21 protein-coding genes are annotated in these 24,764 nt (G+C 48.4%); 2 read left to right on the forward strand and 19 right to left on the reverse strand.

Features of this window, described 5'->3' with window-relative positions; translation table 11 throughout:
* Positions 1–6: 6 nt before the first annotated feature.
* Positions 7–990 (forward strand): glycosyltransferase family 2 protein, encoded by a 984-nt coding sequence (locus tag AAE484_RS13000; RefSeq protein WP_341938833.1) that lies wholly within the window; start codon positions 7–9, stop codon positions 988–990.
* Positions 987–1,769 carry a glycosyltransferase family 2 protein gene (locus tag AAE484_RS13005; protein ID WP_341938834.1) on the forward strand — a complete coding sequence of 261 codons (783 nt, stop codon included), beginning with the start codon at positions 987–989 and terminating at the stop codon, positions 1,767–1,769. Before AAE484_RS13000 ends, AAE484_RS13005 begins: the two co-directional genes overlap by 4 nt.
* A 56-nt stretch (positions 1,770–1,825) precedes the next feature.
* On the opposite strand, the gene AAE484_RS13010 is transcribed toward AAE484_RS13005, so the two are convergent.
* The 19 genes from AAE484_RS13010 to AAE484_RS13100 all read right to left on the reverse strand — a co-directional run bounded on the left by AAE484_RS13010 (position 1,826) and on the right by AAE484_RS13100 (position 24,728).
* Positions 1,826–2,566 (reverse strand): ABC transporter ATP-binding protein, encoded by a 741-nt coding sequence (locus tag AAE484_RS13010; protein ID WP_341938835.1) that lies wholly within the window; start codon positions 2,564–2,566, stop codon positions 1,826–1,828.
* Positions 2,563–3,333, reverse strand: a complete 771-nt coding sequence (locus AAE484_RS13015) for an ABC transporter permease (RefSeq protein WP_341938836.1) — start codon at positions 3,331–3,333, stop codon at positions 2,563–2,565. The genes AAE484_RS13010 and AAE484_RS13015 overlap by 4 nt, the downstream gene beginning before the upstream one ends.
* 84 nt (positions 3,334–3,417) lie before the next feature.
* Complete coding sequence (locus tag AAE484_RS13020; RefSeq protein ID WP_341938837.1) at positions 3,418–4,395, reverse strand: sulfotransferase family 2 domain-containing protein; 978 nt, start codon at positions 4,393–4,395, stop codon at positions 3,418–3,420.
* A complete protein-coding gene (locus tag AAE484_RS13025; RefSeq protein WP_341938838.1) occupies positions 4,396–5,850 on the reverse strand; it encodes a glycosyltransferase in 1,455 nt (484 codons plus the stop codon). It abuts the gene before it with no gap.
* Complete coding sequence (locus AAE484_RS13030) at positions 5,847–7,856, reverse strand: glycosyltransferase family 2 protein (protein ID WP_341938839.1); 2,010 nt, start codon at positions 7,854–7,856, stop codon at positions 5,847–5,849. Before AAE484_RS13030 ends, AAE484_RS13025 begins: the two co-directional genes overlap by 4 nt.
* Before the next feature lie 127 nt (positions 7,857–7,983).
* A complete protein-coding gene (locus AAE484_RS13035) occupies positions 7,984–9,672 on the reverse strand; it encodes a hypothetical protein (RefSeq protein ID WP_341938840.1) in 1,689 nt (562 codons plus the stop codon).
* A gap of 130 nt (positions 9,673–9,802) precedes the next feature.
* Positions 9,803–10,642 (reverse strand): hypothetical protein, encoded by an 840-nt coding sequence (locus AAE484_RS13040; protein WP_341938841.1) that lies wholly within the window; start codon positions 10,640–10,642, stop codon positions 9,803–9,805.
* 79 nt (positions 10,643–10,721) lie between these two features.
* On the reverse strand, positions 10,722–12,707 hold the full coding sequence (locus AAE484_RS13045; RefSeq protein ID WP_341938842.1) for a glycosyltransferase: 1,986 nt from the start codon (positions 12,705–12,707) through the stop codon (positions 10,722–10,724).
* Positions 12,708–12,760: 53 nt separating this feature from the next.
* On the reverse strand, positions 12,761–14,056 hold the full coding sequence (locus tag AAE484_RS13050) for a glycosyltransferase (protein ID WP_341938843.1): 1,296 nt from the start codon (positions 14,054–14,056) through the stop codon (positions 12,761–12,763).
* Positions 14,053–15,501 carry a hypothetical protein gene (locus tag AAE484_RS13055; protein WP_341938844.1) on the reverse strand — a complete coding sequence of 483 codons (1,449 nt, stop codon included), beginning with the start codon at positions 15,499–15,501 and terminating at the stop codon, positions 14,053–14,055. The genes AAE484_RS13050 and AAE484_RS13055 overlap by 4 nt, the downstream gene beginning before the upstream one ends.
* A 51-nt stretch (positions 15,502–15,552) precedes the next feature.
* Positions 15,553–15,885: a MarR family EPS-associated transcriptional regulator gene (locus AAE484_RS13060; RefSeq protein WP_341938845.1), complete on the reverse strand. Its 333-nt coding sequence runs from the start codon at positions 15,883–15,885 to the stop codon at positions 15,553–15,555.
* Between the two features lie 21 nt (positions 15,886–15,906).
* On the reverse strand, positions 15,907–16,452 hold the full coding sequence (rfbC, locus tag AAE484_RS13065; RefSeq protein ID WP_341938846.1) for a dTDP-4-dehydrorhamnose 3,5-epimerase: 546 nt from the start codon (positions 16,450–16,452) through the stop codon (positions 15,907–15,909).
* 131 nt (positions 16,453–16,583) lie between these two features.
* The gene (locus AAE484_RS13070; protein WP_341938847.1) at positions 16,584–18,953 is read right to left on the reverse strand and encodes a glycosyltransferase; all 2,370 of its coding nucleotides are present in this window, start codon (positions 18,951–18,953) and stop codon (positions 16,584–16,586) included.
* A gap of 300 nt (positions 18,954–19,253) precedes the next feature.
* Positions 19,254–20,003 carry a hypothetical protein gene (locus AAE484_RS13075; RefSeq protein ID WP_341938848.1) on the reverse strand — a complete coding sequence of 250 codons (750 nt, stop codon included), beginning with the start codon at positions 20,001–20,003 and terminating at the stop codon, positions 19,254–19,256.
* Between the two features lie 13 nt (positions 20,004–20,016).
* The gene (locus AAE484_RS13080; protein WP_341938850.1) at positions 20,017–20,811 is read right to left on the reverse strand and encodes a sulfotransferase family 2 domain-containing protein; all 795 of its coding nucleotides are present in this window, start codon (positions 20,809–20,811) and stop codon (positions 20,017–20,019) included.
* Positions 20,812–20,934: 123 nt separating this feature from the next.
* Positions 20,935–21,666, reverse strand: a complete 732-nt coding sequence (locus AAE484_RS13085; RefSeq protein ID WP_341938851.1) for a glycosyltransferase family 2 protein — start codon at positions 21,664–21,666, stop codon at positions 20,935–20,937.
* Entirely contained in the window at positions 21,663–23,219 is a 1,557-nt protein-coding gene (locus AAE484_RS13090) for a hypothetical protein (RefSeq protein WP_341938852.1), read from the reverse strand. Before AAE484_RS13090 ends, AAE484_RS13085 begins: the two co-directional genes overlap by 4 nt.
* Positions 23,216–23,611, reverse strand: coding sequence for an HAD hydrolase family protein (locus tag AAE484_RS13095; RefSeq protein WP_341938854.1), 396 nt, complete (start codon positions 23,609–23,611; stop codon positions 23,216–23,218). Before AAE484_RS13095 ends, AAE484_RS13090 begins: the two co-directional genes overlap by 4 nt.
* Positions 23,592–24,728: a hypothetical protein gene (locus AAE484_RS13100; protein ID WP_341938855.1), complete on the reverse strand. Its 1,137-nt coding sequence runs from the start codon at positions 24,726–24,728 to the stop codon at positions 23,592–23,594. Before AAE484_RS13100 ends, AAE484_RS13095 begins: the two co-directional genes overlap by 20 nt.
* Positions 24,729–24,764 lie beyond the last annotated feature (36 nt).

Consider the following 24,764-nt stretch of genomic DNA (forward strand, 5'->3'; position numbering starts at 1 on the left):
AAAATTATGGATAAAACCGATACCGCTATGCCCAACACGCCCACCCCGGCACAGTCCCCCTCAGGGATCGACTACGAAGTACTGGTCTGCACCTACAACGGCGCCGACTATATCGCCGAGCAGCTCGAGAGCATCCTTCGTCAGCAACCGGCGCCCCAGCGCGTGCTGGTCAGCGACGACGGCTCCACCGACGATACCCGCGCCATTGTAAACCAGATCGCACAATCCGCGACTATACCGGTCACCATCATCGACGGCCCGGGCCGGGGCGTCATCCGCAACGTGCTCACCGCCCTGCCCCAGACCACCGCCGACTACGTGTTCCTGTCCGACCAGGACGACATCTGGCTCGACAACAAAGCCGCCCTGTTTGCTGAAAAAATGCACAGCGAACACTCGCCGCACCTGATCTTTTCCGACGCCTGGGTCTGGCGCCCGGACACGGACGAAAAACACTCCTTCTGGGAGCTCGACCAACTGCGCCCGAGCAATGCCAAAGACCCGCGACGGCTGGCCTTTCACAACACCGTGCAGGGCGCCTCGGCCTGCGTCAACCGGTCACTGATCACGGCGATGGAGCCCACCGCCGAACACCCGGATATCGTCATGCACGACTGGTGGCTCGCACTGATCGCCAGCGGAACTGGTCATATCGACTTCATCACCGAAGCGACACTGCTGTACCGACAGCACGACTCCAATCAGGTGGGCAGTCAGAACAAAACCAACCGACGCAAACGCAAACTGGCCGATACGCTAACCATTGCGAACAGGATCCTGCGTCAAGCCGTTGCTTTCACCGATCAATATTACGAAGCACTGCCAACCGAGCACCAGGGGTTCTTCAAAACCTACCAGGAAGCGATGAAAAGCAACGTATTCCATCGTATTGCTTTCATTCTGCGCTACTGGCCCCTACACCGGGACTTGAATAGAACGTTCAAGCTCTGGGCGAGCGTTTTGCTGGTCAAAGGAGCGCGACGGCAATGACTGTCTATATCTCCGTCGTTTCCCACGAAGACACCGTGGAAATCATCCACGACCTTCAGCCTCACGCACTGAAGGCTGAGAACCACTGCATTGTCATTCTGGACAACCACCCAGCCCCAGAACTGGAAGCCTACGCCAGAGAGCATGACCTGACCTACCTGGCCAACGAAAACATCCACGGATTCGGCGCCAACCACAACAAAGTCTTCCGCCACTGCCGGGACAACCTCGGCATGAATATCGATGAAGACTGGTTCATCATCCTGAATCCCGATCTGGAATGCGACCGGGAAGCCATTGATACCCTCATCAACGACATGCGGGCGGAAAATGCCAAAATCGGTGCACCCAACATCTTCAAAGACAAGGAATTCCAGGAACATGAGGAGTCGGTGCGCCGCTTCCCCTACCTGTGGGAACTGCTCACCTCCTACCTGTTTCGGAAAAACCGGACTGGCGTGGACCGCTGTACCCTGCGCGCGTGCCCCGTCGACTGGGCATCCGGCGCCTGTCTGGCGTTCAAAGCCAGCACCTTCGAGGCGTTAGGCGGTTTTGATGAGCGGTATTATTTATATTATGAAGACGTGGATTTCTGCTGGCGGGCACGGCATTTGTTGGGAGAGAAAGCGTATTATATTCCGGCGGCCAGAATGGTTCACCGAGGAAGGCGAGCCAGTCATACGTTGAACAACCGGCATTTGTGGTGGCACTTGACCAGTGCGGTACGATTTGCGTGGGTTCGCACCAAAACCAGATTATTTGGGGCGAAGGCGTTATAATACGGCACCCCAAAAGCTTGAGTTAAGCTCGATCCAATTAAAAACAACCTATCCAGTTATGTTTGCCAAGCCGACTTTCCGCCACTACGATCCATCTCATCCATAAAGTCCTTGTACTCCGCCGCCACCTCTTTGGTGTCACCCTGGGCCTGAATAACACCATCTTCCAGCCAAATCGCTCGACTACAAACCTTGTTGACTTGTCCGCCACTGTGACTCACAAAAATCACAGTCTGCTCACTATTAATCTTCTCCATCATCGCTTTCTCGGCCTTGTGGCTGAAGTGCTGGTCCCCAACGCTCAAAGTCTCATCAATCAAAAGCAAGTCCACCTCTGTCTTCAGTGCGGTAGAAAAGCCAAGTCGGCTTCGCATCCCTGAGGAATAGGTCTTAACCGGTCGCTCAAAAAAATCACCCAACTCTGAAAACGCCTTGACCTCATCCAGAGCCTCTCTTGCCCGGCTGCGCGAATAGCCTTGCAGCATTGCACTCAGCATTGCATTGTCCCTGCCCGTCAAGTCTTTATCAAAGCCTAACCCGAGCGTCAACAATATTCTCGTTGGATTCCCCGTTTGCTTCAGCTCACCCCCCGTGGGAGCAACGACACCGTTCAATATACGAAGCAGAGAGCTCTTGCCACAACCATTCCGCCCCATAATACCGAGCGTTTCGCCGCGATAGACATTGAAGTCCAACCCTTTCAGAACTTCAAAATTAAACCGCTTAAAGCCCCAAAGCCGGCTGGCGTAGGCATATTTCAGGTTCTTGGCTTCAAGCAGAATATCGCCAGTGGTCATGAGTTGATCACCCTTGACGCAATTGACTGGTTAAAAATCCGGTAAAGCAGGTGCATAAAGCCGATACCCCCTAACAGAATGGCAGTGAGCAGCAGCATATGCTGCTGATCAAACATCTCACCTCTCATAAGGACGGCCCGGTAAGAATCAACCAAAAACAATAGCGGGTTCCAATTCATTAAGGCCTCCCGTTTGGCCGGGTCAGCAATATCGTTCACATCCCAGAAAATGCCCGAGGCAAACATGAGAAAAATAACCCCCATGCTAATCAGCATCCGGATATCGCGCACATAGCTCACCAAAAAAGCCCCGGCCAGAGCGCACAAAAGAATCAGCAAGTAGTTCACAATGATAACCGGCACGACCCACAACCAGTGCCAGGAGGCGCTATAGCCCCACATCACCAGAAACACGAACAGGACCAGAAAAACCAGCCACTGCTTATATAGTGCTTCCTGTAGCGATTGATAAGGGAAGAACGCCTTAGGGATATTGACCTGAGTGAGCAAACCTTTACCAAATACGATACTGTTGGAACCCGTCGTCACCGACTTGCTGAACCACAAAAAGGGAATCTTACCACACATCAAAAAAGCAATATCCCGCCCCATTTCCAACACGACGGTAAATACAAAATAGAACGCCAGCACCCAAAGCATAGGCTCAAGCACCCACCAGAGATAACTGAGGTACAGTTTGGATGCTTCAGACTTCAAAGCCATCCGGGTCTTGAGGTCCAGCAAACTGATAAATTGAAGCGGGGCCATTGATTACGTCTCAATCAAATAGAAAATCACTTTGCGTTCAAGTGCTGAACGAAGCATCGTATCGAATCCATTATGCTTTGTAAATTACCTTTTCTTGGGCTCGGCCCCTTTATCTTCAACCACCAAAGGAGTCGAGGGAATCACCTGCCCAGTCTCTCGCACGACGCAATCGACAGAGTCGCCGGGCTTCGCCTGTATGGGCGTGCTAAACCCAATATGGCTTCCGCGGGGCGGGTAATATTTGCACATGTTGGGCCAAAAAGACTGAGCCTGGACCTGTGCCACAACCTGTCCGTTCAACCGGATGTCCAACGCTACCGGCTCCGAACCACTGCCCTCCCACCAGGCCCAGCCAGCCACCTTCTGAACGCTGGCTGTGGTTAGGCCTACATGCGCGTATGGCTGGCCTCGCTCGTATAAAGCCCAGCGCTCGTTGAACAGATCGCATGCCTGCTGATAGAGCTCCAAATCTTTGGCATGGAGGGTTTGAATTTGCTCCAGGTCTTCTTGTGAGATCTCGTGCTCACAGTCCAGCAACTCGCGGTAGTTATTTTTCACCAGAGCCTGAAAATTCAAACGATAGCTATGATTCACAATCTCCAGGGATTCCTGATAACGCTCCGTAATGCCAATAGCCCCCATAGCCCTCAATGGCAGGTCGCGAACATGCCTGAGTTGTACATTGATGATTCTCGGCTGGCTGTAAAAATCGCGAAACGTGCCTTTGTATTTCCGATGACGAACAAAGTGCTGGTATTCGGAGTAGAGCCGCTGCACCGGGTCGCGAAAAAATGTGATGGTATTGTGAACACCCATGCCCGGTACATATTTTTTTGCCAAAACATGTCCACATAGCAATTTGGTGTCGGTCGCACGCATACGTTCATAGAGTGACCAGTGGTCCTGTCCGTCATAGATGTATCGATGCACCACATCACTGGTCTCAGGCGCGTCAGGTCCGTAATCCCTTACCACATTGCGCTTACCCCACGCCGCTATGGCCGCTGCCCGAAAACTGGTTCCCGCTGTCTTGGGGATATGTACAAAAAAAAGTGCTGACATTCAATATTTCTCGGATTTCAGTAATAAGTGCAAAAATTGGCGCAGAGCATCCTGAGTAGCCTTTGGACCAAAACTCTCTTCGGCTCTTCTTTGCCCGGCTTGCCCCATTTGCAAACGCAAAGAGCGGTCCCCAACCAAAGCCATAACGTGTTCAACCACCTGTTCCACTTGACCCAGAGGCGCCAGATAGCCGGACACGCCATGTTCCACCAACTCCGGCAGGGCACCCCATTCATAGGCCACAACCGGGCGCCCAGCCGCCATCGCTTCGAGTACACTCCGACCAAACGACTCTTCAAAATGAGACAAATTCAGCAAAATATCCAGCTGCTCCAGAGCCGATTGAGGGTTGTCAGTGTAGTCGGAGAAATCGAGATTGGCCGGAACTCTTCCCCTGTTTTTTCTTCGCCTGAGAGCCTCGACATAGCAATTTTCCGGGCCAATCAACCGACACTTAAGCCCCGGAGCCACGGATTTCAGCCCCTCTGCCAGCAGCACAAAGTCATAAAGCCCTTTTTTGGGAAGGTTGCTACTGACCATGCCTACCGTCAGGGGTTCCCCCCGCTCGCTGGGTGTGCCCAGATTCTGATAGCCAGCCGGATCAATACTGTTGGGCACCACCAGAACCCTATCCAGCCCCAGGCTGTTTGCCGTAAACCGGGAATTGGTCAACGCCAGGGTCACCAACGCCTTGAGCCTGGCCACAATATCGGCGGGTCCGGCCCCCAGAGTTTCGCAAAGCGCCCGGTCATGGGCGGGTAACTCACGGATATGCACCGCTACCGGAATACCCCGCGCCCGCGCCGCCAGGAGCGGCTCATCCAGAACCATCGTATTGGCGTAGAGCCCATCCACCCGATAACGCTGCAACAAGCTCTCAAAGTGCGCCTGAGTGGCATCCAGGGGCGGATGGCCTTGCCGCCACCAACCATAGGGCAGTATGACCAGCCGCCAGGCCAGGGCACGCACCTGAGCCACGTAATCCGGGTTGGCGGCACTGGGTAAAGTCACCACAAGATTGACACCCAGCGTTTGAAAAGCCGCCAAAATATCCAAGAGACTGCGCTCGGCTCCGTAGAGCTGCAAGCCCGCCTGATGGCCCACCACCATCAAGGTCGGTCGGTCGGCCAGGAACGTCTGCCCCCCTTCCAGTTCAGGCCTTGGCAAGAACCCCGCTTTCCGTCCTATCGCTTGATAGTGCCCAACCGGATCCTGTGCCTCTCTCGCCTCGGGGCAGACCAAACAATAGCCGGAGACGCTGAAATCCGGATTGGGGTCGCGACCTTCCGGTCGCCCAAAACGCAGGTAGTGAACCAGCGGATCCACACCGGACGCCGCCACATCGCGGTAAAGAGCCCGGTAAGCCTCCGGATCAAAGCCCTGCGGAACCGGCGCGTGACGCAAGCGCCAGCGCCAATAAACCGTCTTAAGCCGATTCCAACCAAACCGCTTCATTGTGAGCCGTTGTCCACGCCACCCTGGGCGAAATAGTTGATAAGGCCTTGCTCATCCTCACACTCTTCCCCAGTGGCAGTTTCCACCCGTTGCAAACCCTCTATCTGGACGGTTTGAGTGGGCGGACATCGCCATAGCGGCGGCTCCAGCAGAACCACCCGAGGAACAGACAACGTCAACCCTGCGTGTGCAAAATGAACGCCCTCGCGCTGACAGAGCTCAAAAACCTCATCGGCAATGGGGTTGCCGGGCCAGGCATGGTAATCCGGCCAGTGCAACAGACAAACCCGGTCTTTCTGGGCAAACTGGTCTCGCAGCCTGTCCAACAATGCCTCCAGGGGTTGTCCTTCTTGAGCCAGATTGGCAGCAACCAGACGGTCAAACTCTGTATTCGGCGATTTGAGGTTGCCCAGCGGTATAGGGAAGGGGCGCTCTGTCATGATGGGTTTGCCGCCACTGCGGCGATGCCACCAACGGGAGGATTCCCGATAAAGCCGCCGAAGACCGTAGAAAATGGTTCTGACATGGGTCGCCTTGGTTCGCGTCAGGGTATCCTGCCCCGTCAGTGCAAACGCCAACGGCACGCTTGGCAAGACTGCCACCAGGGCCCCGTGCCCAAAGTGGTGCTCCATCCGAAGGGCGAACTCGCTGTCCCCCTCAACATTAACGCTGTCCCAGTAGCCTGTGGTCTCCAGCACTTCCCGGCGAATCAACCAGGATGATTGGTTTACTTCGAGATAACCGCCCCCCAACTGCCAGGAACCGAGAAACTGAAAGGACTCATTCACTCGCACCCAGCGACTATAGCTCGCAACCTTGCGCTCGTCTTCCAGTAACGGCTGCATTTGGCACTCCAGCTTTTGTGGATGAGACCAGTCATCACTGTCGTGCACCGTCACAAAATCCCCGCGAGCCTCACGCATACCCCGGTTACGCGAGGGATAGGCACCGAGGTTTCGCTCGTTGAAAAGATAACGAATTCGGCCATCTCTGCCCGCGTAGGCTTTTATCAGATCACGGGTGCCATCGCTACTGGCGTCATCCACAACGATAATCTCCAGTGCCGGCCAGGTCTGTGCCAACAAGCCGTCGAGGGCAATGGAAAGGCTAGAGGCAGCGTTATAGGCGGATACGACCACACTGATCAAAGGCAGCGAGTCGCCAGCTTCCCGTTGAGGCAAGGCATCTTCAGCCTGCAGATTGCTCAGTGCCAGGGGTAAACCCGGATCTCGTCGGGCTAAACCTTTCAGTCCCGCCCGCTCAAAAACCGGGTTGATACATCCAAGCTTTTGAGCATCATCATGAGTGATGGCGTTAGCTTCAACGTACGGCCAATTCGGGCCAAATGCCTGACTTGAGCCCGCCTTCGACAATAGTGTCTGGATAGCTGATGGCGTACGAGCGAGACAATAGCACTTGGCCAGCCCCAAACGCTTGTCAATACCGCGTAGACTCATTTTATTTTCGTCCACATGGGACAACCAGTCCTCGGCCACACCGAAACCACCTTGAGCGTAATACCAGGCAGCAAGATACCAGGCAGACCACCCCTCAGAGAGCACTCTGGCCCGCCGCTCGAGTTCGGGTACGGCCATATGAGAAAAGCCGCCCCACAGCCGTGCGCTCAACAACCTACTGGGCTCCAGCTTCGGTAGCCGGGTAAAAAAGGCCGGCTTCGCATCTAAAAAAGGCAAGCGCCCTTCCACACACCCCTGCCTTACATAATGGGCTAAAGGATTAAGCCCGGCGGAGCGAACATCAACATAAACCGACAAATACCACTGGGAATCAAATTGCGGGCCTGGGTTTAAGCCCTCAGGGCCGCCCCAAACCAAAAAATGACACAGTGGGAATTTTATCTTCCAATCGTTGTACCCGAGCGCTTGCAACTGTTCAATATAATAGGCACGGTCAAAGAAACCACTACGCAATATAGGCCGAACTGAAAACAGAATGTAAAGGCGCCGACCTAAAAGCGCCTTCAGACGCATCAAAGCATTTTTCATTCTTGGTCCAAAAGCGTTTCAATAACAGCCTGGCTCAGCCTCTGAACTCGCTGATCAAACGCGCCGTCAAGCTCAATTAAATCCGAGGAATGTGCTGACTCCAACCGGGGCCAGCAGATCCAGCTTTCTATCTGGCATCGCCTTGAGAAGACTTCAACTCCAAGCCTTTTTTCTGAGCGAAAAAACGATCTGCCAACAGGAAGTTACATAGAATCTCCTGATGGATCTGTAGCGGTCGATGTGGCTGAGGTTTCCGCAAATGACTTAACTTTGGATATGCGTCAAAAAAGTCATCGAATGAACTGTCATTCAGAATCTCCACACTACTGGTTGGCTTACGTGAATCCCTCAAAATATCGAAACCGGAAAGGCTTGGCATTGCATGCCTTTCCTTTTTAAACGCCTCTACGTCTTGAACGTCAAAAACATTCTTTTCAAAACAATTGACTTCGGGAACATAATCAAAGTTTCTGTAGTAGGGGATTCTTCTGTTTTCGTATGGAAACAACGCGAACTCCACACCTCCCAGCTTGCAAATAAGATCCAGGCATGTCGCACCCTCTTTATTCTCATAGTCACTGTAGCCAGAGAGCTCTGAAACTGTAATAGCCATAGGGTCATACAACACGTTAAAGCTACTATCGTGCAGATTATCCGCTACAGAATTCATCCCGAAATGTGATGGGCCTCGGTTATTCAAGTAGAATAGTTGATTAATAGCTCTGCTCGACTTCCCGCAACGATCTGGAGTTGAGTAATATTTCCAGAATGGACGAGAGTATTCCTCAGCGACCTTAATAGCTTCCTTCGGCAAGAAGTCAATGTGAGGCGCATCCACGATGGAGCCATCGGCCGGGGAAATATTTGCCGAGGGAAGCTTGTGGCCTATATACTCACCGAAGTAGCCCGTCAGACGACAACCATTGGGGGCTACAGGTTGGCCATAATTCATGTAACCACCATAGGTGTGCAGCTTCAAACCATTGAGATCATCCAGCATCTTGACTCGATAAGCCGCAGTATGAGTTCCAGACCCGTAAAACTTGATTTTATCAGCCTTTTTCAAATTAAACTTCTTGCTAAGACTTTCGAAGCACAATCTGTCCTGGCTATCTGTTCCAAAACTGTAATACCTAACGTGATCATAATCCAGAAAGGCGCTGGCCACCATTCTACAATCCAGCCCGCCAGACAGCTGACACTCAATATAATCAAACTTCTTGGCAATAATCGATGCCCTATTTCTGATTTTGTCAGCCAAAGTCGATAGGGCTTCTTCGTAGGAGATCCCCTTTCTGAACAGAAGATTGGTTTTGTATATTTTTAACGCTCCATAGTCACCCTTAAAATGACTACCCTCCTGCAAATCATCAAACTGAATCATTTTGATGCTATTTACAGGAGTCAGCCCTCTAAGCGGTGCCCTGTAAATTAATGAGTCAAACAAGTACTTCATGTTTGGCTTATCGTAATAATCCCGGGATAACTCTGACAACTTGTTTGATATGGCAAAAGCACCATCATTTTCAACATAAAAAACGGGATACTGAACTAACGGATCAACCAATAACTCAACGTTCCCGTCGACAACACCAACACAGACAAACAGACCAGACAACTCATCGTGGTTGTCTCGAATATACTCGAATTCGCTTCTCGTTAACGCCTGATCCTTAAGAATATCGCTGTCCGTAAAACAGTGCCCATATAGAAAATATTGATCTTCCAATTCATTTAAACGACCAGTAGAGTCTGTATCGTTTGTTATGTAAAAGTATTTTTCCTCAAAAAAACAACTGAATGATTGTCCTGTCATACTGGCACCTTAATCCTATACCTGAATCTGCCTATTACGCCCGACTCTTACCAAACCAACTAACATTGAAACACTGATACAACTCATAAAATCACCCAACATTGCCTCAATGCAACGCATTAATTGACGGCTAACCACTCGAATCAGACAGTATCCACTCTTCAAGAAATCGACTATCGGAGTCGTTCAACAGGTCTCTCAATGAAAACTTGCTATAGTACAAGTTAGAAATTTCAGCCTTTTCAGAATCCGTCAATACAGACTCATAACGCCGATCTGACTTTATTTGACCCTTGAAATAGCCAGGATCTTTACCTCTGGAGACTCTGTGATTACCCCCTATATAATGAATATTGTCGGGGTCAAAACAATCGTCAATGTAAACACTCTCCGAGAGCAATTCGCTGGCGAACGCCGTCAACTCGTCCGAGCTCATATCACATAAAACTTCAGGGCTGGCAAAAACAGTATTTTCACGCCCCACCTCCTGGATGCACCATTTGATTCTATTCCGAAGATCCAGAAAGTAGACTCTAGCCGCCTCCATCAAAAAATTCAGTCTTTCTCTTTCATCAGGAGCGTCAGAAAATCCCTTCATGCGCATCGCATAGCTCAATGACGCGGAAAACATATTTTTGATAAGAACCAGAGCCTTATCAGGAACAACCATAAACTTCTGGTAATGTCTAGGATTCTTATCACCGGATACGATATGCTTGACACCCATTCTTTTCTTTAAAGCAGAAACAATCTCTTCATTTTTTAACTGCCGCAACTCATTTTTGAACTCTTCCGTGAACACGGAGCACTCTGATTGGCGCCCACACTCCCGACAAAAGGCTTTTTCCTCCTGATTGGGCGACCTGACCTTCCATATTTCTCCGACATGCCAAACATCTTCAAATTTTTCAAGCAAAGATCCGACTACCGTACTGCCTGAAAAATTCGGACAAACAATTCCTACGAACATAACCTTTTCTCCAAACCTATCGCCCTGCAAAGAACATCAATTTTAATAAATGAAAATCCCTGTTTTTCTGCGTGGCCGTTCAATTCGCTTTCAATAGTCTAATATATAGCTGAAGCTCGCCATTGGTCACCGACCTTTTTAGCGTGTCCAGCATCTCCTTAGCGTCTGCCACATAGCGATGAACCTCGTCCCAGTGTCTATGGTAGATCTCGCTCCGCGTATTTTCATCGAAACTATCGATCATCCAGCGAAACTCTTCCAGAAACTTGTTCTTGATAGCCAAAAATCGAGTGCCGTAAATTTTATTATTGACATTTGAAGCCTGTGGTGTAAGACGCACAAGACATTCGGGAACCACGTCATAACCAGACAACGTCATGTAACGGAGATTGAATTCAAGGTCTTGATGACGCGGGTAGCTTTCGTCGAATCCGTTAATCTTCTCAATGTAGGCCCTTCTGTAGGTAGCCGTATTGGTGTGCAAGTAATGTTTTTTGTAATCGAGCATCAAAATATGTTTTTTCAGGTCACCTTTGAGGTATCTGGCTTTATTATTGGCCGGGGAGTTCCACCCAAGAAAGCCACAATAAACAGCCCCCACAGTTGTGGGCCTGGCTTGAAGCTTCTTTACAGACTTCTCAAGACGACCACCCAAATACTCGTCATCATCGTCCAGAAAAGCAATAAACTCTCCCGTCGCATGCTGCAACCCAGTGTTACGGGCCGCTGCGCCGTTTCGGTTCACATTATGCTCGATATAGTGAATAGACACATCGGGATATTTCTTCTGGATCTGGTTAACGACCGCCTTTGTCTGGTCATTAAATGAGCTACCCTTCCCGTTATCCGATACAACAATCACTTCTTTGTCCTGCCAGGATTGACTGGCTACTGAAACCAGAGCACCCAAAAGATTATCCGGGCGCTTGTAAGAGGGGATGATGGTACTCACCCGCCCCTCAACAAGCACCCGAGATTCGGGAATAAAGGATGCCAGAGATGTCTGTTTTCGGGTGGATAGAGAGAGTCCCGACTCAACGAAGGAGATGACATCATCCAGCTGAACTTCCTTATCTGACTTTGCATAGGCATAAAAGTCGAAATCGGGCAGCGGCCCAATGGAGCTCTCAGGAAATTCATGCCCCCAATCATCAACGGTTGTCAACTCCGGATTGTGAATCGGTCTGAGACCGTCGGAAGATAACCCAAAGACGGCCAACGTAATAGGCAACTGATCACGCTTGGCATCATCCAGTAAATTTCTGGCTTGTCGGGCACTTCGAGCAACCAGCGCCACACTGACTTTGTGCTGGGGATAATCAAAGCTGTCCACATTCCACTTCATACGCTTTCCGTGCTCAAATTGGTTTCTCCCTCCACGGATACTACTGGTTCCAACGTCGGGCATCACCAAATTCGGGTAAGCAACATAGCACTTGCCAAAGTATTTCTCATAGATTTCCCCCAAAGGAATGTTGTCAAAAGGGGCCTCAAAGCTTGACTCGATCTCAATCAGCTCGTCAAAGATACTGTGATCAACGGCTATGGCGAAAGAGCCACAGGTGGCAAACCGCCTCGGGTAGTAATATCCATTACCCTTGGCTGCCTCCAGGTTAACCTCATCCCAATGATACTGAGAGGCACCCAACTGCAATATCTTCCAGTCATTGTTCACCACCTGCAGAAACTGACTAACCTCTTTCTGAAACTGCCTGGCGAGTATTACATCATCCTCAAGAATAAGAACGCGCCTGAAGCCTCGTCGTTTCGCGTCTTTCAGGATACTGATATAGGTCAATATATAGCCAACGGCACCGGCGGACTCTATATAATGCTTCCCCCGTTTGATCTCCTTTTCGTTAAATTCCGGAAATCGAACCAGGCTACCCAGGGGTCGGGAAGAATATTCTAACCACTTTTTATAGGCATCCCCCTGGTAACCATTCACAGCTTCAAAAAATTCATACCTGATGCCATGAGAATTCAAGTGTCTGGCAACTTTCAGCCTGTTATCAACCTCGTGTTTCAGATTAACAACATAAACATTGTCGAAGTAATCCGACACACTATTACTAGCTGTATTAACCAAAATACAAGAACCTTTAAGTAATTATCACATTAACGCAATTCGGCCAAAGCACCGCATAAATATTTAAGGAAGTCGTCAGATATTCTCGCCCTATGAGCTCCATCATCACTCATAATATTTTTCAGAAACGGTGCCAGATCAGCATGATACTGCTCTCTGGGGGACGCCTTGTTTGGACAACTGTGCAAGTAGTCTTGCAAGCGGGGTGCAACGCATTTCATGGATAGCCGGTCCAGAAAAACGCTTCTGGCGCGCGAAGTAGCAGGATCACCCAACGTATCCAGTGTATTTGCCAGTGTCTGAGTCAGGTTGTCCTTTGTGACAGGCGTAAAGGCGCCCGCCGCACCAAGATCGTGTACAGCAGGCAGATCTTGCGCCAGCACGGCGAGCCCCATGGCCATCGCATCCGTCAGTTTAGCTGGCACTTGAAACTGACTTGCGCGCGACGAGGCATCTTGAAGCAACACCACTACATCCCCGATGGACACAACATCAGCGGTATCACGATAGGACTGGCCCGCCACGAACTGGAAATTGACGCCTTTGATATGCAGCAGCTCTTCCTTGACATCTGCAAATGGAAAATCACCCACCAGAACAAACCGCACGTCACCACGGCCCAGCTCGGCAAGAGCTTCCGCCGTATCAAAAATGCCCTTGTGTTTCCGGGGTGTACCGCAAAACAAAACCACCTTCTGGTCATCCGGTATGCCAAACAGGCCGCGATTAAGCCGCCGACGGGCTAACGAGGGACTGAATTCACCTTCGTCCCGTGCATGGGGAACCACTTCACCGCCATACACAGACTGCAGAGTGGGACCGGAAACGGTAACGCCATCAAAGTAACGGGACAAACCCACGGCCAGTTGGGTGGCGGGCCTGGCCGTCAAGTTCTCCATGACAGCATCCAGATCGGAGGGGGCCACCACCGGACCGTCCGCCCCAACGAACGCCAGTTCTTCGTCATCAATATCAACAAGAACTTTTGCTCGCCAAATAAGCTTGTATAGCAAACCTATGATGATATTGGGCAACTTGGGCTTGGACAAGTGCACGACATCCAAAGGATTCCGGCGCACCAACTGCTCCGCTTGCCCCAAAAAACCCGCCTGGTCATCGACCAGAACCGCATCGGCATCGATATCAAGCCCACGCAAGGGAGACCATAGCTGATTCCCCCAGGCAGGAAAAATACAGCCGATTAGGCGCGCCTCACAGTCAGGTGCCCTGTTATACAGGTCCAACAGGGTCACTGCCCTTCCGGCCGCATTGTGGGACAGTTCCCAACCACAAATACCGACTTTGCGCGTGTTCTGCTCCTTCATGTAAGTGGCCGTCCTTCATTCTTACCGTGCTGCATGTAGTGCACCAAGGGATTAAGGCCCGCCTTCGCTACATCCGGGTTGGCCTGAAGGTAATTCTTACTGGAAAAATAGGGGCCGGGGTCTCTGCCTTCAGTACCACCGAAGCGGATATAATGCACCTCAGGCTTGGCGCCCGATTCTGCAACATCCGGATACTTCGCAATATACCACTCGGCGTCGAACAGATCAGACTCTTTTACCAGTTTGGCCTGCCGTTTAATCGCTCGGCGACCAAACAGGCCTCCTACTTTCTTGACCTTGGAAAGAACCCACCGCAAAGGAAACGTCGAACGCCAGAACATGCTGTTCTGTACCGTCAGAAAAGCATGGTTGATTTCGTTGTATTTGCGCTCCAGTGTAGCGAGCTGACGATCCTTTTTAACCAAGGATCGCTCCTTGTCGTTTAAATGACGACGAATAACAGCAATTTCCTTCTGCTTGTCGCGGCTGAATTTTTCCATTTCGGTAGTAGCGTATTCCAACTTACTCTTTAAAGAGTTTAACTCCGAATTGATAGCACTCTTATCAGACTTTAGCCGTCCAAGTTCAGCATCTTTGGCTTCAACATCCGAGTAATAACGCTCAAGCTGCTCCCGAACCTTGAACAACTCCTTTTCTAGCCGTTCAAGATCAGCATCCTTGTGTTTATTGTCCAGGTAATACCGTTCAAGCTCCTCCTGAACCTTGAACAACTCCTTGATAACCAGATCGCTCTCTTCTTTCAAGGATGTGACCTTATCCTCGCTGACATTGAGCTTCTTCTCGCTTGCCTTGGCTTTCTCCTCGGCAGTCTCGATACTGCGCTTGACAGCATCAAAACTGGCGACAGTAGACATCAAATCGACCAGAGGCCGGGCATAGGCTCCCTGTTTCACAGGGACAGAGCCGGCTTCGAAATACGGCAGCAAGGCCTGAATGCCAGAGCTCTGGTCCACCGCCTGAATCGCCACCAGCAAGAGAATATTCCCGTCAAGATCCTGTCCGTTCTGAACCAGACCCAAGCGAACAGAGCGCTCTTGAGCCGAACGTGCCGACGCCTTCAAACCGGCGTGGTTCTGTGCCAACCACGTTAATGCCGCTTCCGGATCAGCACACACCGCGTCAACATCCAGCAGCGCCGCTCGAAACCGATTTTTCCGGACAAAGGCCAACAACGCTTCAGCCGACGTTATCCAGGAAGACACGGCGGACTTCAAATCGCCCCCGTTCGCCAACGACTGCGCGATACAACGCTCCGGGCGAGCGTGGAGCAGCACATAACTGGCATCCTGACCATGCGTCGCCGAAGGCTGTCTTACGTACCAGCTTTCGGCATCCGATGATTGACCATCCCAGCCCATTGCCTCCAATAACGGAGACAGACGCTGCCATTGACTATGGGGTAAAGCTCCAACAACCAGGGCCATGAAGAAGTTGCTCCAAAAATTTAAATTGATTCCAAAAGATTAAAAACGATGCTACTTTTCCTGAAGATTGGACACATCTTTCTTGAGCTCGGCAATTTCACGAGTCAAGGCGTCATGTTCGGCCAGTTTGATCCGCAAAAAATCAACGGTCATTCGTGCCTTTTCCTCAATGCCGCGAGGCGTCAACAGGTAGGTGTACGCCTTTTTATTCTGACTGTTTCTGAAATTGGCCGCCTTGATCATTCCTTTCTCCGCCAGCGCCTTCAGGCAATAGTTCACCTTGCCCAGACTGATACCCAGGGATTTGGCCAACTGACGCTGGGTAATCTCCGGCTGATCTTCCAGAATTTTGAGAACCTTGTACCGGTATTCGTCATTCACCATGATCAGCTTTGCGCACCGTCACTAGTCAAAATAAGGGCAATCCGCAAACGCCAGCCCTTTGGCATCCTTGTCCGACAGCTTCACATCTCCATCCTGTACCGGCCACTGAACTGCGACCGCTGGATCATTCCAGCGGAGACTATACTCATCACCCGGCGCATAGTAATCCGTACACTTGTACTGAAACTCAGCCATTTGACTGGTCACATAAAAACCATGCGCAAAGCCTGGCGGCACCCACAACATCTGCTTGTTCGACTCACTGAGAAAGGCTCCCACCCACTGACCAAAGGTAGGGGAGCTTTTGCGCATATCCACTGCGACGTCGAACACTTCACCACGGGTCACGCGGACCAACTTGCCCTGGGGCTGCTTATGCTGATAGTGAAGCCCACGCAAAATACCTTTACCTGAACTTGAGTGATTGTCCTGAACGAATCGATAATCACCGCAATGCTCAACGAACTCTGACTCACGGAAGGTCTCCATAAAAAATCCACGTTCGTCACCAAAAACCTTAGGCGTCAGCAGCACCACATCGGCAATTTCGAGCTTTTTATATTCCATGTTTGCCCCTTAAATAACGATATTCCACCATATTCAACAATTTCTAAACAGAGTGCGCCCAGAACCATCGTTCATCAGTTGAACAAATGGTATTGACCTCAACACCAAAAAGCAACTATTGACGAACATTTTTAAATCTGACGCACCTGACTGCCCCATATAGACTGATAAAGCTTGCCAACCTCCTTAACCAGTAAGTTCTGTCCTAGCAGTTGTACTTCATGTACTGGTCGGTCAAGCACCACCGGAAGCATCTGATCGCTTACAGAGTAGCGATCGTGTATTGAAACGATAACCATCTTCTCGCCCTGCTCTTCCGCAAACGCTTCAACCCCGGCCCTTTCTCGCGGTATTAAACACAAAACCAAAGCCGGCTGAGCTTCAGGCAACTCCGCCAAAGCAGCATGAGCCGCGTTCAAATCAGATTCCGTACAAATAATCACAGCCTGACCAGCCTCTTTCCGTAGAATGACCCGCTTAACGAGTGTTATGCATTGATCATACAGCCATTGAAGGTCTCCCCCGGCAGGGGAGGCATATACGAAGTTCTTTAAAGCCTTTGCGTAATCGCCCTGGACAAAACACCGGTGCCCCCATTTTAAGGATGCGCTTAACGGGCTAACCTGATCTGAGTTCACCTTCAGAACTGGCCTGAACACACGAATATCGTCCTGCTCGTTGTCTCCCATCCACTCCCTCACTGTAAAGCCATCCTGTTCGTAATACAGGCAGTCGTCACCCGAAATCTTGCCTTTCCACCGATGGACAAATACCTTTCGGTTCTGAACAATCCACCGTCCGCGTCCCTCGCTTTTGGACTCATGATGAACCACAATGCTCTCGGGTACATAAGCACCTAACTTACCGGTCTTGTCATGCAGGCGTAAGCACAGGTCCACATCCTCTTGGCCGTTGATGTAAAGGGCATCAAAGCCCCTCATCTCGGCAAAATCAGAGGCATTCACCGCCAAACAAGCCGCAGTGAGCGCCTTAAACTGACGCGGTTTACCCGCCTCGCATTCCCTGGGAGCCATCTTGGCGTAAATGGGGTATCCCAGAGAACTTTTGTCCGAAAAAACCACACCCATACACTGCAGTGTACCGTCCGGATAACGAAGCTGCGGCTGAGCCGCAAAACAGTCGCCGACGTCCAGCCTCGCCACCAGACGATCCAGCCAGCCATCTGTCACTTCCGTATCATTATTCAGGAAAACGACACGCTCACCCCGGCTGTGACCAAAACCAACATTACAGCCCAGGGCAAAATTCAGGTTGGTTTCATTGCGCACGACTTGAACCGACGAAAACTCTCGGGCCAACCGGGCCAATAAGGTCCCGGTGTCAGGTTCGCTGCCATTGTCGACGCAAACCACTTCAAATTGAACGTCCGTTCTAACAACGAACAAAGAACGAATACACTGCTCCGTCAGCTCGGGTTGGTTGAATACCGGAATGATCACAGAAACCAAGTCCGAGTCCCTTGGCTCAACCACCCAACGGCTCCAGGGTAGTGTCCGCTCGTTGTGCTGCTTCAGCACCCAGGCTCTAGAGGCAGAGCGGCGATGGTCGAACTGCCCTACCAACAAGTAATGGCGATAAAGGTCAATCTCCCCTTCCAGCTCACCGTCAAGGGCATAGCCCGTTTTGTCCAGCAGGTCGCATTGAGATAGGTAACTGTAATCCTCGTCCAACGATGTAAACTGAGTGGCGATATCGCGTGTATAGGCCTGACTAATCCCCTCTTTTATACGAACCCGCTGCAAAGCAATAGCATCTGTATCTGCTCCATCATGTATCAACCCAATAGCCGTCCCATTGTGACGAGCCAACAATGTAAAGGCGCGTTCTAGGGCATGCTCCCACAGCCCATCAGATTTATAGCCTGAACTAAACCGATGGCTATACTCTTTGGCCCATCGAGCCAGTGGTAATAACGGCTCAAGCCTCGCGGCAAAGACGGTACCTGCGAAGAACCCCCAGTCCACGTCCACTGGTGGAGCTTCTAACTCTGGGATTTCGTCGACAAGCTGCTCAACAAAGGGTTCATTATCCAGCGTCAGACGTCGGACCGAAAGGTAGAACGGCGCCAAACCAACGAAATCCAAGTGAGGATGCTCATTAAAGGCTCGGTGAATACACCTCAGCACAGCCTCACGGCACATACCTTCCGTAAGGGCCTGCCCCCAAACCTGACCGTACGAATTCTGACCACGTTTGGTGTGCAGCTTCACGACCGCTGTATATTGGTTCTTAACTAGTTCGGGTACCAGTCGGAGGAACGGCAAAACATCCATGCCGGTATTATCAAAATCCCGAATCTCAGCAACCAGGGAGTAACGGTCAATCGATGCCTCTGCCTGATCTCGCAGCTCAGTAGGCACCGTTACCCAAAGCGAAAACTGTCCACCCGACACCCATGAAAGCTGGCGTAACAACCTGTCCGCCACTTCCATATAATATATATGCAAAACAATGGCAAATTTTACGCTTGGGTTACGCATACCCGGGTCCACTTTTGAACTACACGAAAAGTCAAACCCGCCGAAACGAAATTAAGCACCATCGCAATTTCATGGAGTCGGTTATTAGCAAAGATCAACGGAGCCTTAGTCTCAGCCACCCTGCCTGAGACCAACAGACTCCAACTCAAACCAAAGTATTCGGAGATGGCCTCCGAACTCATGGCGAATTTCTGAACTATGGTTCCTCTGCACTCGAATAAGTAATATTTCATTATCTTCTTTGTTGTAAGTATAAGACTACCACTGAGGAAACGAAGACAAATACCGGTGATATTAAACCTATACAATGGCTCTAAAGACAACTTTACAGTACCCGCCTGCTTCCGACAGTCGGGCAAGTGTACCCTCGTCAATCCTCATCCGAAACTGGGGATCATGCCCGGTGGCGGATAATCCTACTATTCTTCCAGAGCCAACTTCTTGCGAGCAGACGAACTGAATATCCGCCACACCCTCTAGGTCACTCTCTTCATCGGACCAGCGCCACAGAATTTCATCTTTATTCCCAACTAACCACAGTTTTTCAATAGCATACGCTCCCTGTTGGTTGGAAATATCCAGCCTAAATGCCGAGTAACCAGATAATAAGGCCTCAATATCGAATTGTAAGTAGACCAAGCGTCCGTTTGCCAAGTAACGCTCTTTAACGGTGCGCTCCTCGGAGAAGCCACAGTGTATCCTCCCGCTCCAGTAAAGGGTTGCCTCACACATGCTATAAAGATCATCGTCGGAAACGTCTTCCCCATCGCAAGCAGAGCGATCTTCCAGATGCTTCCATTCTACAGATTGGCTAGCAATAAACCGTGCAACGTCTCTGCGTGTCTGACCCATGTGAATTAAACGCTTCGCCCACCGGCGAGCGACCTCTACATCCGGTATACTCAGTGCGTCGAGTAGCAGTAAGCGTGCGTCGGCAAAATCGACCCCCCCGTCTGGCCAACTACAGAGAAATCGTACAAACTCTTCGTATTGACTCTTTTTCCGGGCGTTCTCGAGTGCGGCACTAGCGGAACCGGAAAGCGTGATCATGAGCATTACACCTTTATACTTTTAACATGCAATCGCTATTACACCATTTTTTGTAAAGCTCGACATCTTGAGAATATATCGAACAGACTGATTTGTATAGACGAGCACTGTACATACATTCTGGTGCGGGAATTTGACCGTTTACCTTTAGCTGATAGAGCTCTTTAATTGGGACATCTGCCCAAGTGCCCTCAGTAATAGAGGTATACTGATCAAGCCCGTGCCTCGTCAACGGTCTGGCATCATGAACCTCGAAGTTCAGCTTTTCGTTAAGAATGTTTACCGCTTCCGAGAAACGCTCAACGGAAAACACATCCGTGTACTCTTTGTACAAAAGGAAGTCAACCTGGGGCTTCCAATGAATCTCCCCCCCGAGCACGTTGTTTGAACTCAGTGACTCTACAAAGTAACGAAAAGTAACGTCGTCCAAAGATACTGCTCTACCAGTCATTTCGTAAAACAACCAAGCCGGTCCGTCCTTGCCAACAAACTTATCCAAAAAAACACTTGCCAATCGCCTTAAAGGGCAGCGTAACACTACAAACGTATACTCTGCGGTTATTGCCGCCGCCAAGTCAGTTCTGAAAGTGCCGTTATTGGCATGTATCCAATTTATATCTCCGCCTCGCTCTAAGCAGCCATTATGTATCGCCAGAGAGTAGCGAAGTGTAGAGCAGGCATTTTTAGGAATAAATGAATATATCGCTCGTGAACGATATAGGCTAAGCGCATGCGACTGGGCGAATTGATGCCGCTGATTGGACTGCAACGGCGAATTTGTGTCACTAGCGTAACGCAAAATATTCACTAAGCTTCTCCAAATATTGACTATCGACTACATTCATCCCAAAACCCAATTTCAGAAATGCACTCGAAATTAGATACTGTTGTAAACAGAAATGATAGAAGAAGGCATCTTAACTGTATCTACCTAATTTTTCTTAAACGAGACATACTCAGAGGGAACACCACAAAAAATCACTTCGCTTGAATCAATAACAGAAAAATGCACTTCACCGCCGTCAGCTATTAGATCATTGTACATCGGTGCAATGTAATACTCGCCTGCCTCAACATCATCCAAAGCCCGAGACTGGTACGACTCAAATAGTGCCATAAACTTCTTGGCTGATTTCCAATAATAAATACCAGTACAACAATAGTTAGAAATTTCCTGTTTTTCAGCAGTCTTCACAACACGGCTACCATGTTCGATCTCAGGCAGAACATTACTCCAGTTCGCACCCGAACCGACAAATGTTTCTAAGTATCCATCAACATTCTCAATTGAAAACTCTTTTGGGTATCTGAAATCTGGTCTAAAGGTATCAATATTGAAGATAGTGATGCTCACATCCGTCCGTAGACTTAAGGCATTCAATCCCAAATAAACTGTTTCGGCTTGCCCGCGAGTTGGGGCATCCAAAATTACTATAGTGTAATCACAAATACCAAGTTTTTGGCATTTCTGATTAATAAATGCGCTTGTGTCATAAACATCTAACGCAACAAATAAAAATGTTTCCGAGTTAAAGTATTTACTAAAACTATCTACAGAAAGTTCAAATAGAGTCTTTCCTTTCGCTTCTAGCATATACTTTGGTAGCTCATAACCCGCATCTTTAAATCGGGACGACAACCCCGCCATCGGTATGACAATCATAAAGAATCCATTAGTTTAATAAACAAACGCTTAGCATTTAATACCATCGCTCTTTGCCGATCTGGTCGATCACTATGTAAAGGCAACATTGACAAAAACAGATGAACATTAATCGCCAGCAGCTCTTGTTTACAAACTAAAGCATCATTCTGACAAAAAACTTCATCAAAGGCTTCCTCAATCAAATCAAGTCGCTCTACATCGTAAAATTGAATTGATTCATTTTGAAAAGAATAGCGGCCAGCAATAATTAGATCATAACAGCCTACCACCGAATGAAAAAATTTCGCCAAATCGTATCTTTGGTCACCGAGCAAGGTAAAGTTGCGTTGACCATCCAGCCCTCTTGGGTCAATCAACTTTAATGACTGCGTCCGACTATCAAATAGCAGATTACTAAAACAAAAATCTCCATGGACAATCGAACAGTGTGCATATTTTGGATTGGAAATGTAATGAGAGGATTGATGAGCCATGGCTATTAGCTCATCAATATCTAATACCATTTTCTGCTTATTGTCATTCAATCGAGATAACGTTTTTTTTAAATAAAGCTGATCAAATGACTGTATATCAACGGTTGCATCAACTTGGCTCGTAGTTGCCCTAAAATCATCCAAGACATCTTTTGCAGAAGCGAAAATTTGTTTCCAAGCACCCACAGAGTGGCGACCAAAAACAAACAAATCGCTCAACGGGAGCAGATAGAGATATTCAATTGTGTAAGAGGCTTTTGAACCTTTCTCAAAATAAGGAATAAGCAAGGTCGGCGTGTAGATACGAAGGCTATAAGGTAATTTTTCAAACCAGCTTGACTCTGCCTTTATCTTCACAAGATCTTGGCTTTTCTTAGTGACACTTCTTCTGGTTATCGTTAAGTCATTGAACACCCTTTGAGTGGTCATGGTTGTCCTGGAAGCAAAAAAGCTATTCAAGTGGCCAAAATCCAACCATTCACCAAAATTTTCGCATTTAATACTCAACTTCTCTGAGTATTGTACTATCGAAGAGATAAAATCGTTTTTCGCCTCGATAATACACTTCATGAAAAGCTGTGGATTAGTAAAACAAAACAACCCTGACAAAACAGTGCTCCCGTCGTTTATCCAACGCTGTTTCAAAGCAATGAGATTGTTCAACTCATCGGACTCAACTAAAGCTCTATAATAAGCGCCGCGGTTGTCACTAACTGAAACAAAGTCGCCTTCAAAATTCATTTCGTCAAGAAATAATGTATCGCCATGCAAAATTTTGAGTTGAGAATAGTTTTTCCCGGTTGCATTCCAGCTATACAGAACAGACTCGCCCAACGAGACACCATCAGGAACAAACAATATATTTACGCCCAGCTTTTTAATGCACGCGACGTCAGAATCGCCTAAACTGAAAGAGGCTGGAAGTGAGAGGTATATATCTTCTTTTAAACTTGATAAAGACGCAATTTGATGCTCATAAAGTCTCTGATTACCGATTGGTAAAAAACTAGGTGGAATAAGCCCTACTTCTGCGGAAAGATCCTGATCAACATAAGCGGCTGAAGCAATAAGTATCATCTATTACCACCATCTTTATATGGGTTTTCTTTTGCCAGCAAGTCTTGTATTTCTTCATATGAGAGTCTTAAAAATTCAGATGGCCTAATAGCTTTATCGTCAACATAAAACCCTTCAAATCCACACCAGGGTTTACCAACGTGAATTTCATCGTAAGGCACTTCATGTTTTTCTAACCATTTAATAATTCCCGGCAACGTATGGACGTTTATTTTGCCGACATTGCCTTCATAAGTACGCATATTACGACTGGTTGAAATAATAATTTCAAACCCAATTTCCTTATATTTTCTGCAAGCCACAAGAACATCGAAATTCAAAGGCTTCTCTGAATAACTTCCTTCCGAATCAATGGTCAAGGTTCCATCAAGGTCAATTACAATCTTTTTCACAATCTAGCCTTTTTTGATATTCTGATAATTTCTCCAATATGTAGGGGCCGTGAGGCCTAATTTTATTTGCAATCTTCATCAACAAATAAGCCACTTTAATAGTACCAGAGTGCTCGGCCGTAATAGATGTATCTCTAAAAAAATCTGCCTGATCATCGGGCAGCAATGAAAAGTCCACGCTAGATAAGAATGATTGCAACACCTTCTCATCATGCAAATTGTTTTTACAAAACTGTAGGGCCTGAATATCTTTCTTGCTCAAATTTCTAAGGGAGCTTAATGAAAATCTATGTTTAAAACTTTTAACAACAAATCCACTTACCAATAAATAATGCAAAAAAGCAACTTCGGAGGGAAAAAGTATATGTTTATAGTTTGATCGAATACACGACACCTCAGACTGCCCATTAAAGCCTTTCAGCTGATCATCATGTTTTAGAAGGGCATTATAAACATCTGCTTCTTTAAAGAGGTTACCAACCACAACTCTAGGTAACTTTAACCACAGAAATTTTGCCGCAGAAAAGTCCATCTCATGAAAAGATCTACAACCCTTAAAGCTTTGAAAAGAGAAGCTAGCGTAATAGTTTGACAAAGATGCAATAAAAAATGCGGAAACTATATCGAAAAACTTGTAATCAAAGGAAAAGTAAAGATCGGTATTCATGGCAATACACTTTTCTTTATTTAAACAAACATCATCCTCAACAATCGACACCAGTCTTTCGAGCGCATTTTCTACTGAATCGAATGATAAATCCGTGCGCAGCTTGATGACTTTGTTATACTCAACATGGTTCTTATTCTTCCATTCGTCAATTAAAAAGTATCCTAACAATAACTTTTGCCACTGAAGGTATTTAAAACCCTCTCGAAGCTGTAATAAATCATTTTGTATCTTAAGCTGCAAAGGATCATCTTCAACATAATAGACATTTTTAACACGCCCCAAGTATTTCACGTCTTCGGCGGAATCAGTAGAAGTAACCACAAAAACATCGTATCTTTTTGAAATTTCTTTAAATATATTCTCGTTTAAAAATGCATTTCTTAGAATTCCAGTTATCAAAATACAATTTTTACTACCCATTATTTTACCTTCGCTGTTCTTAATCATTCCACAAACTCATAAAGCCGAACATCGCGCTTTATA

It is taken from the genome of Marinimicrobium sp. C2-29 (assembly GCF_038419845.1).
Lineage (GTDB): Bacteria > Pseudomonadota > Gammaproteobacteria > Pseudomonadales > Cellvibrionaceae > Marinimicrobium.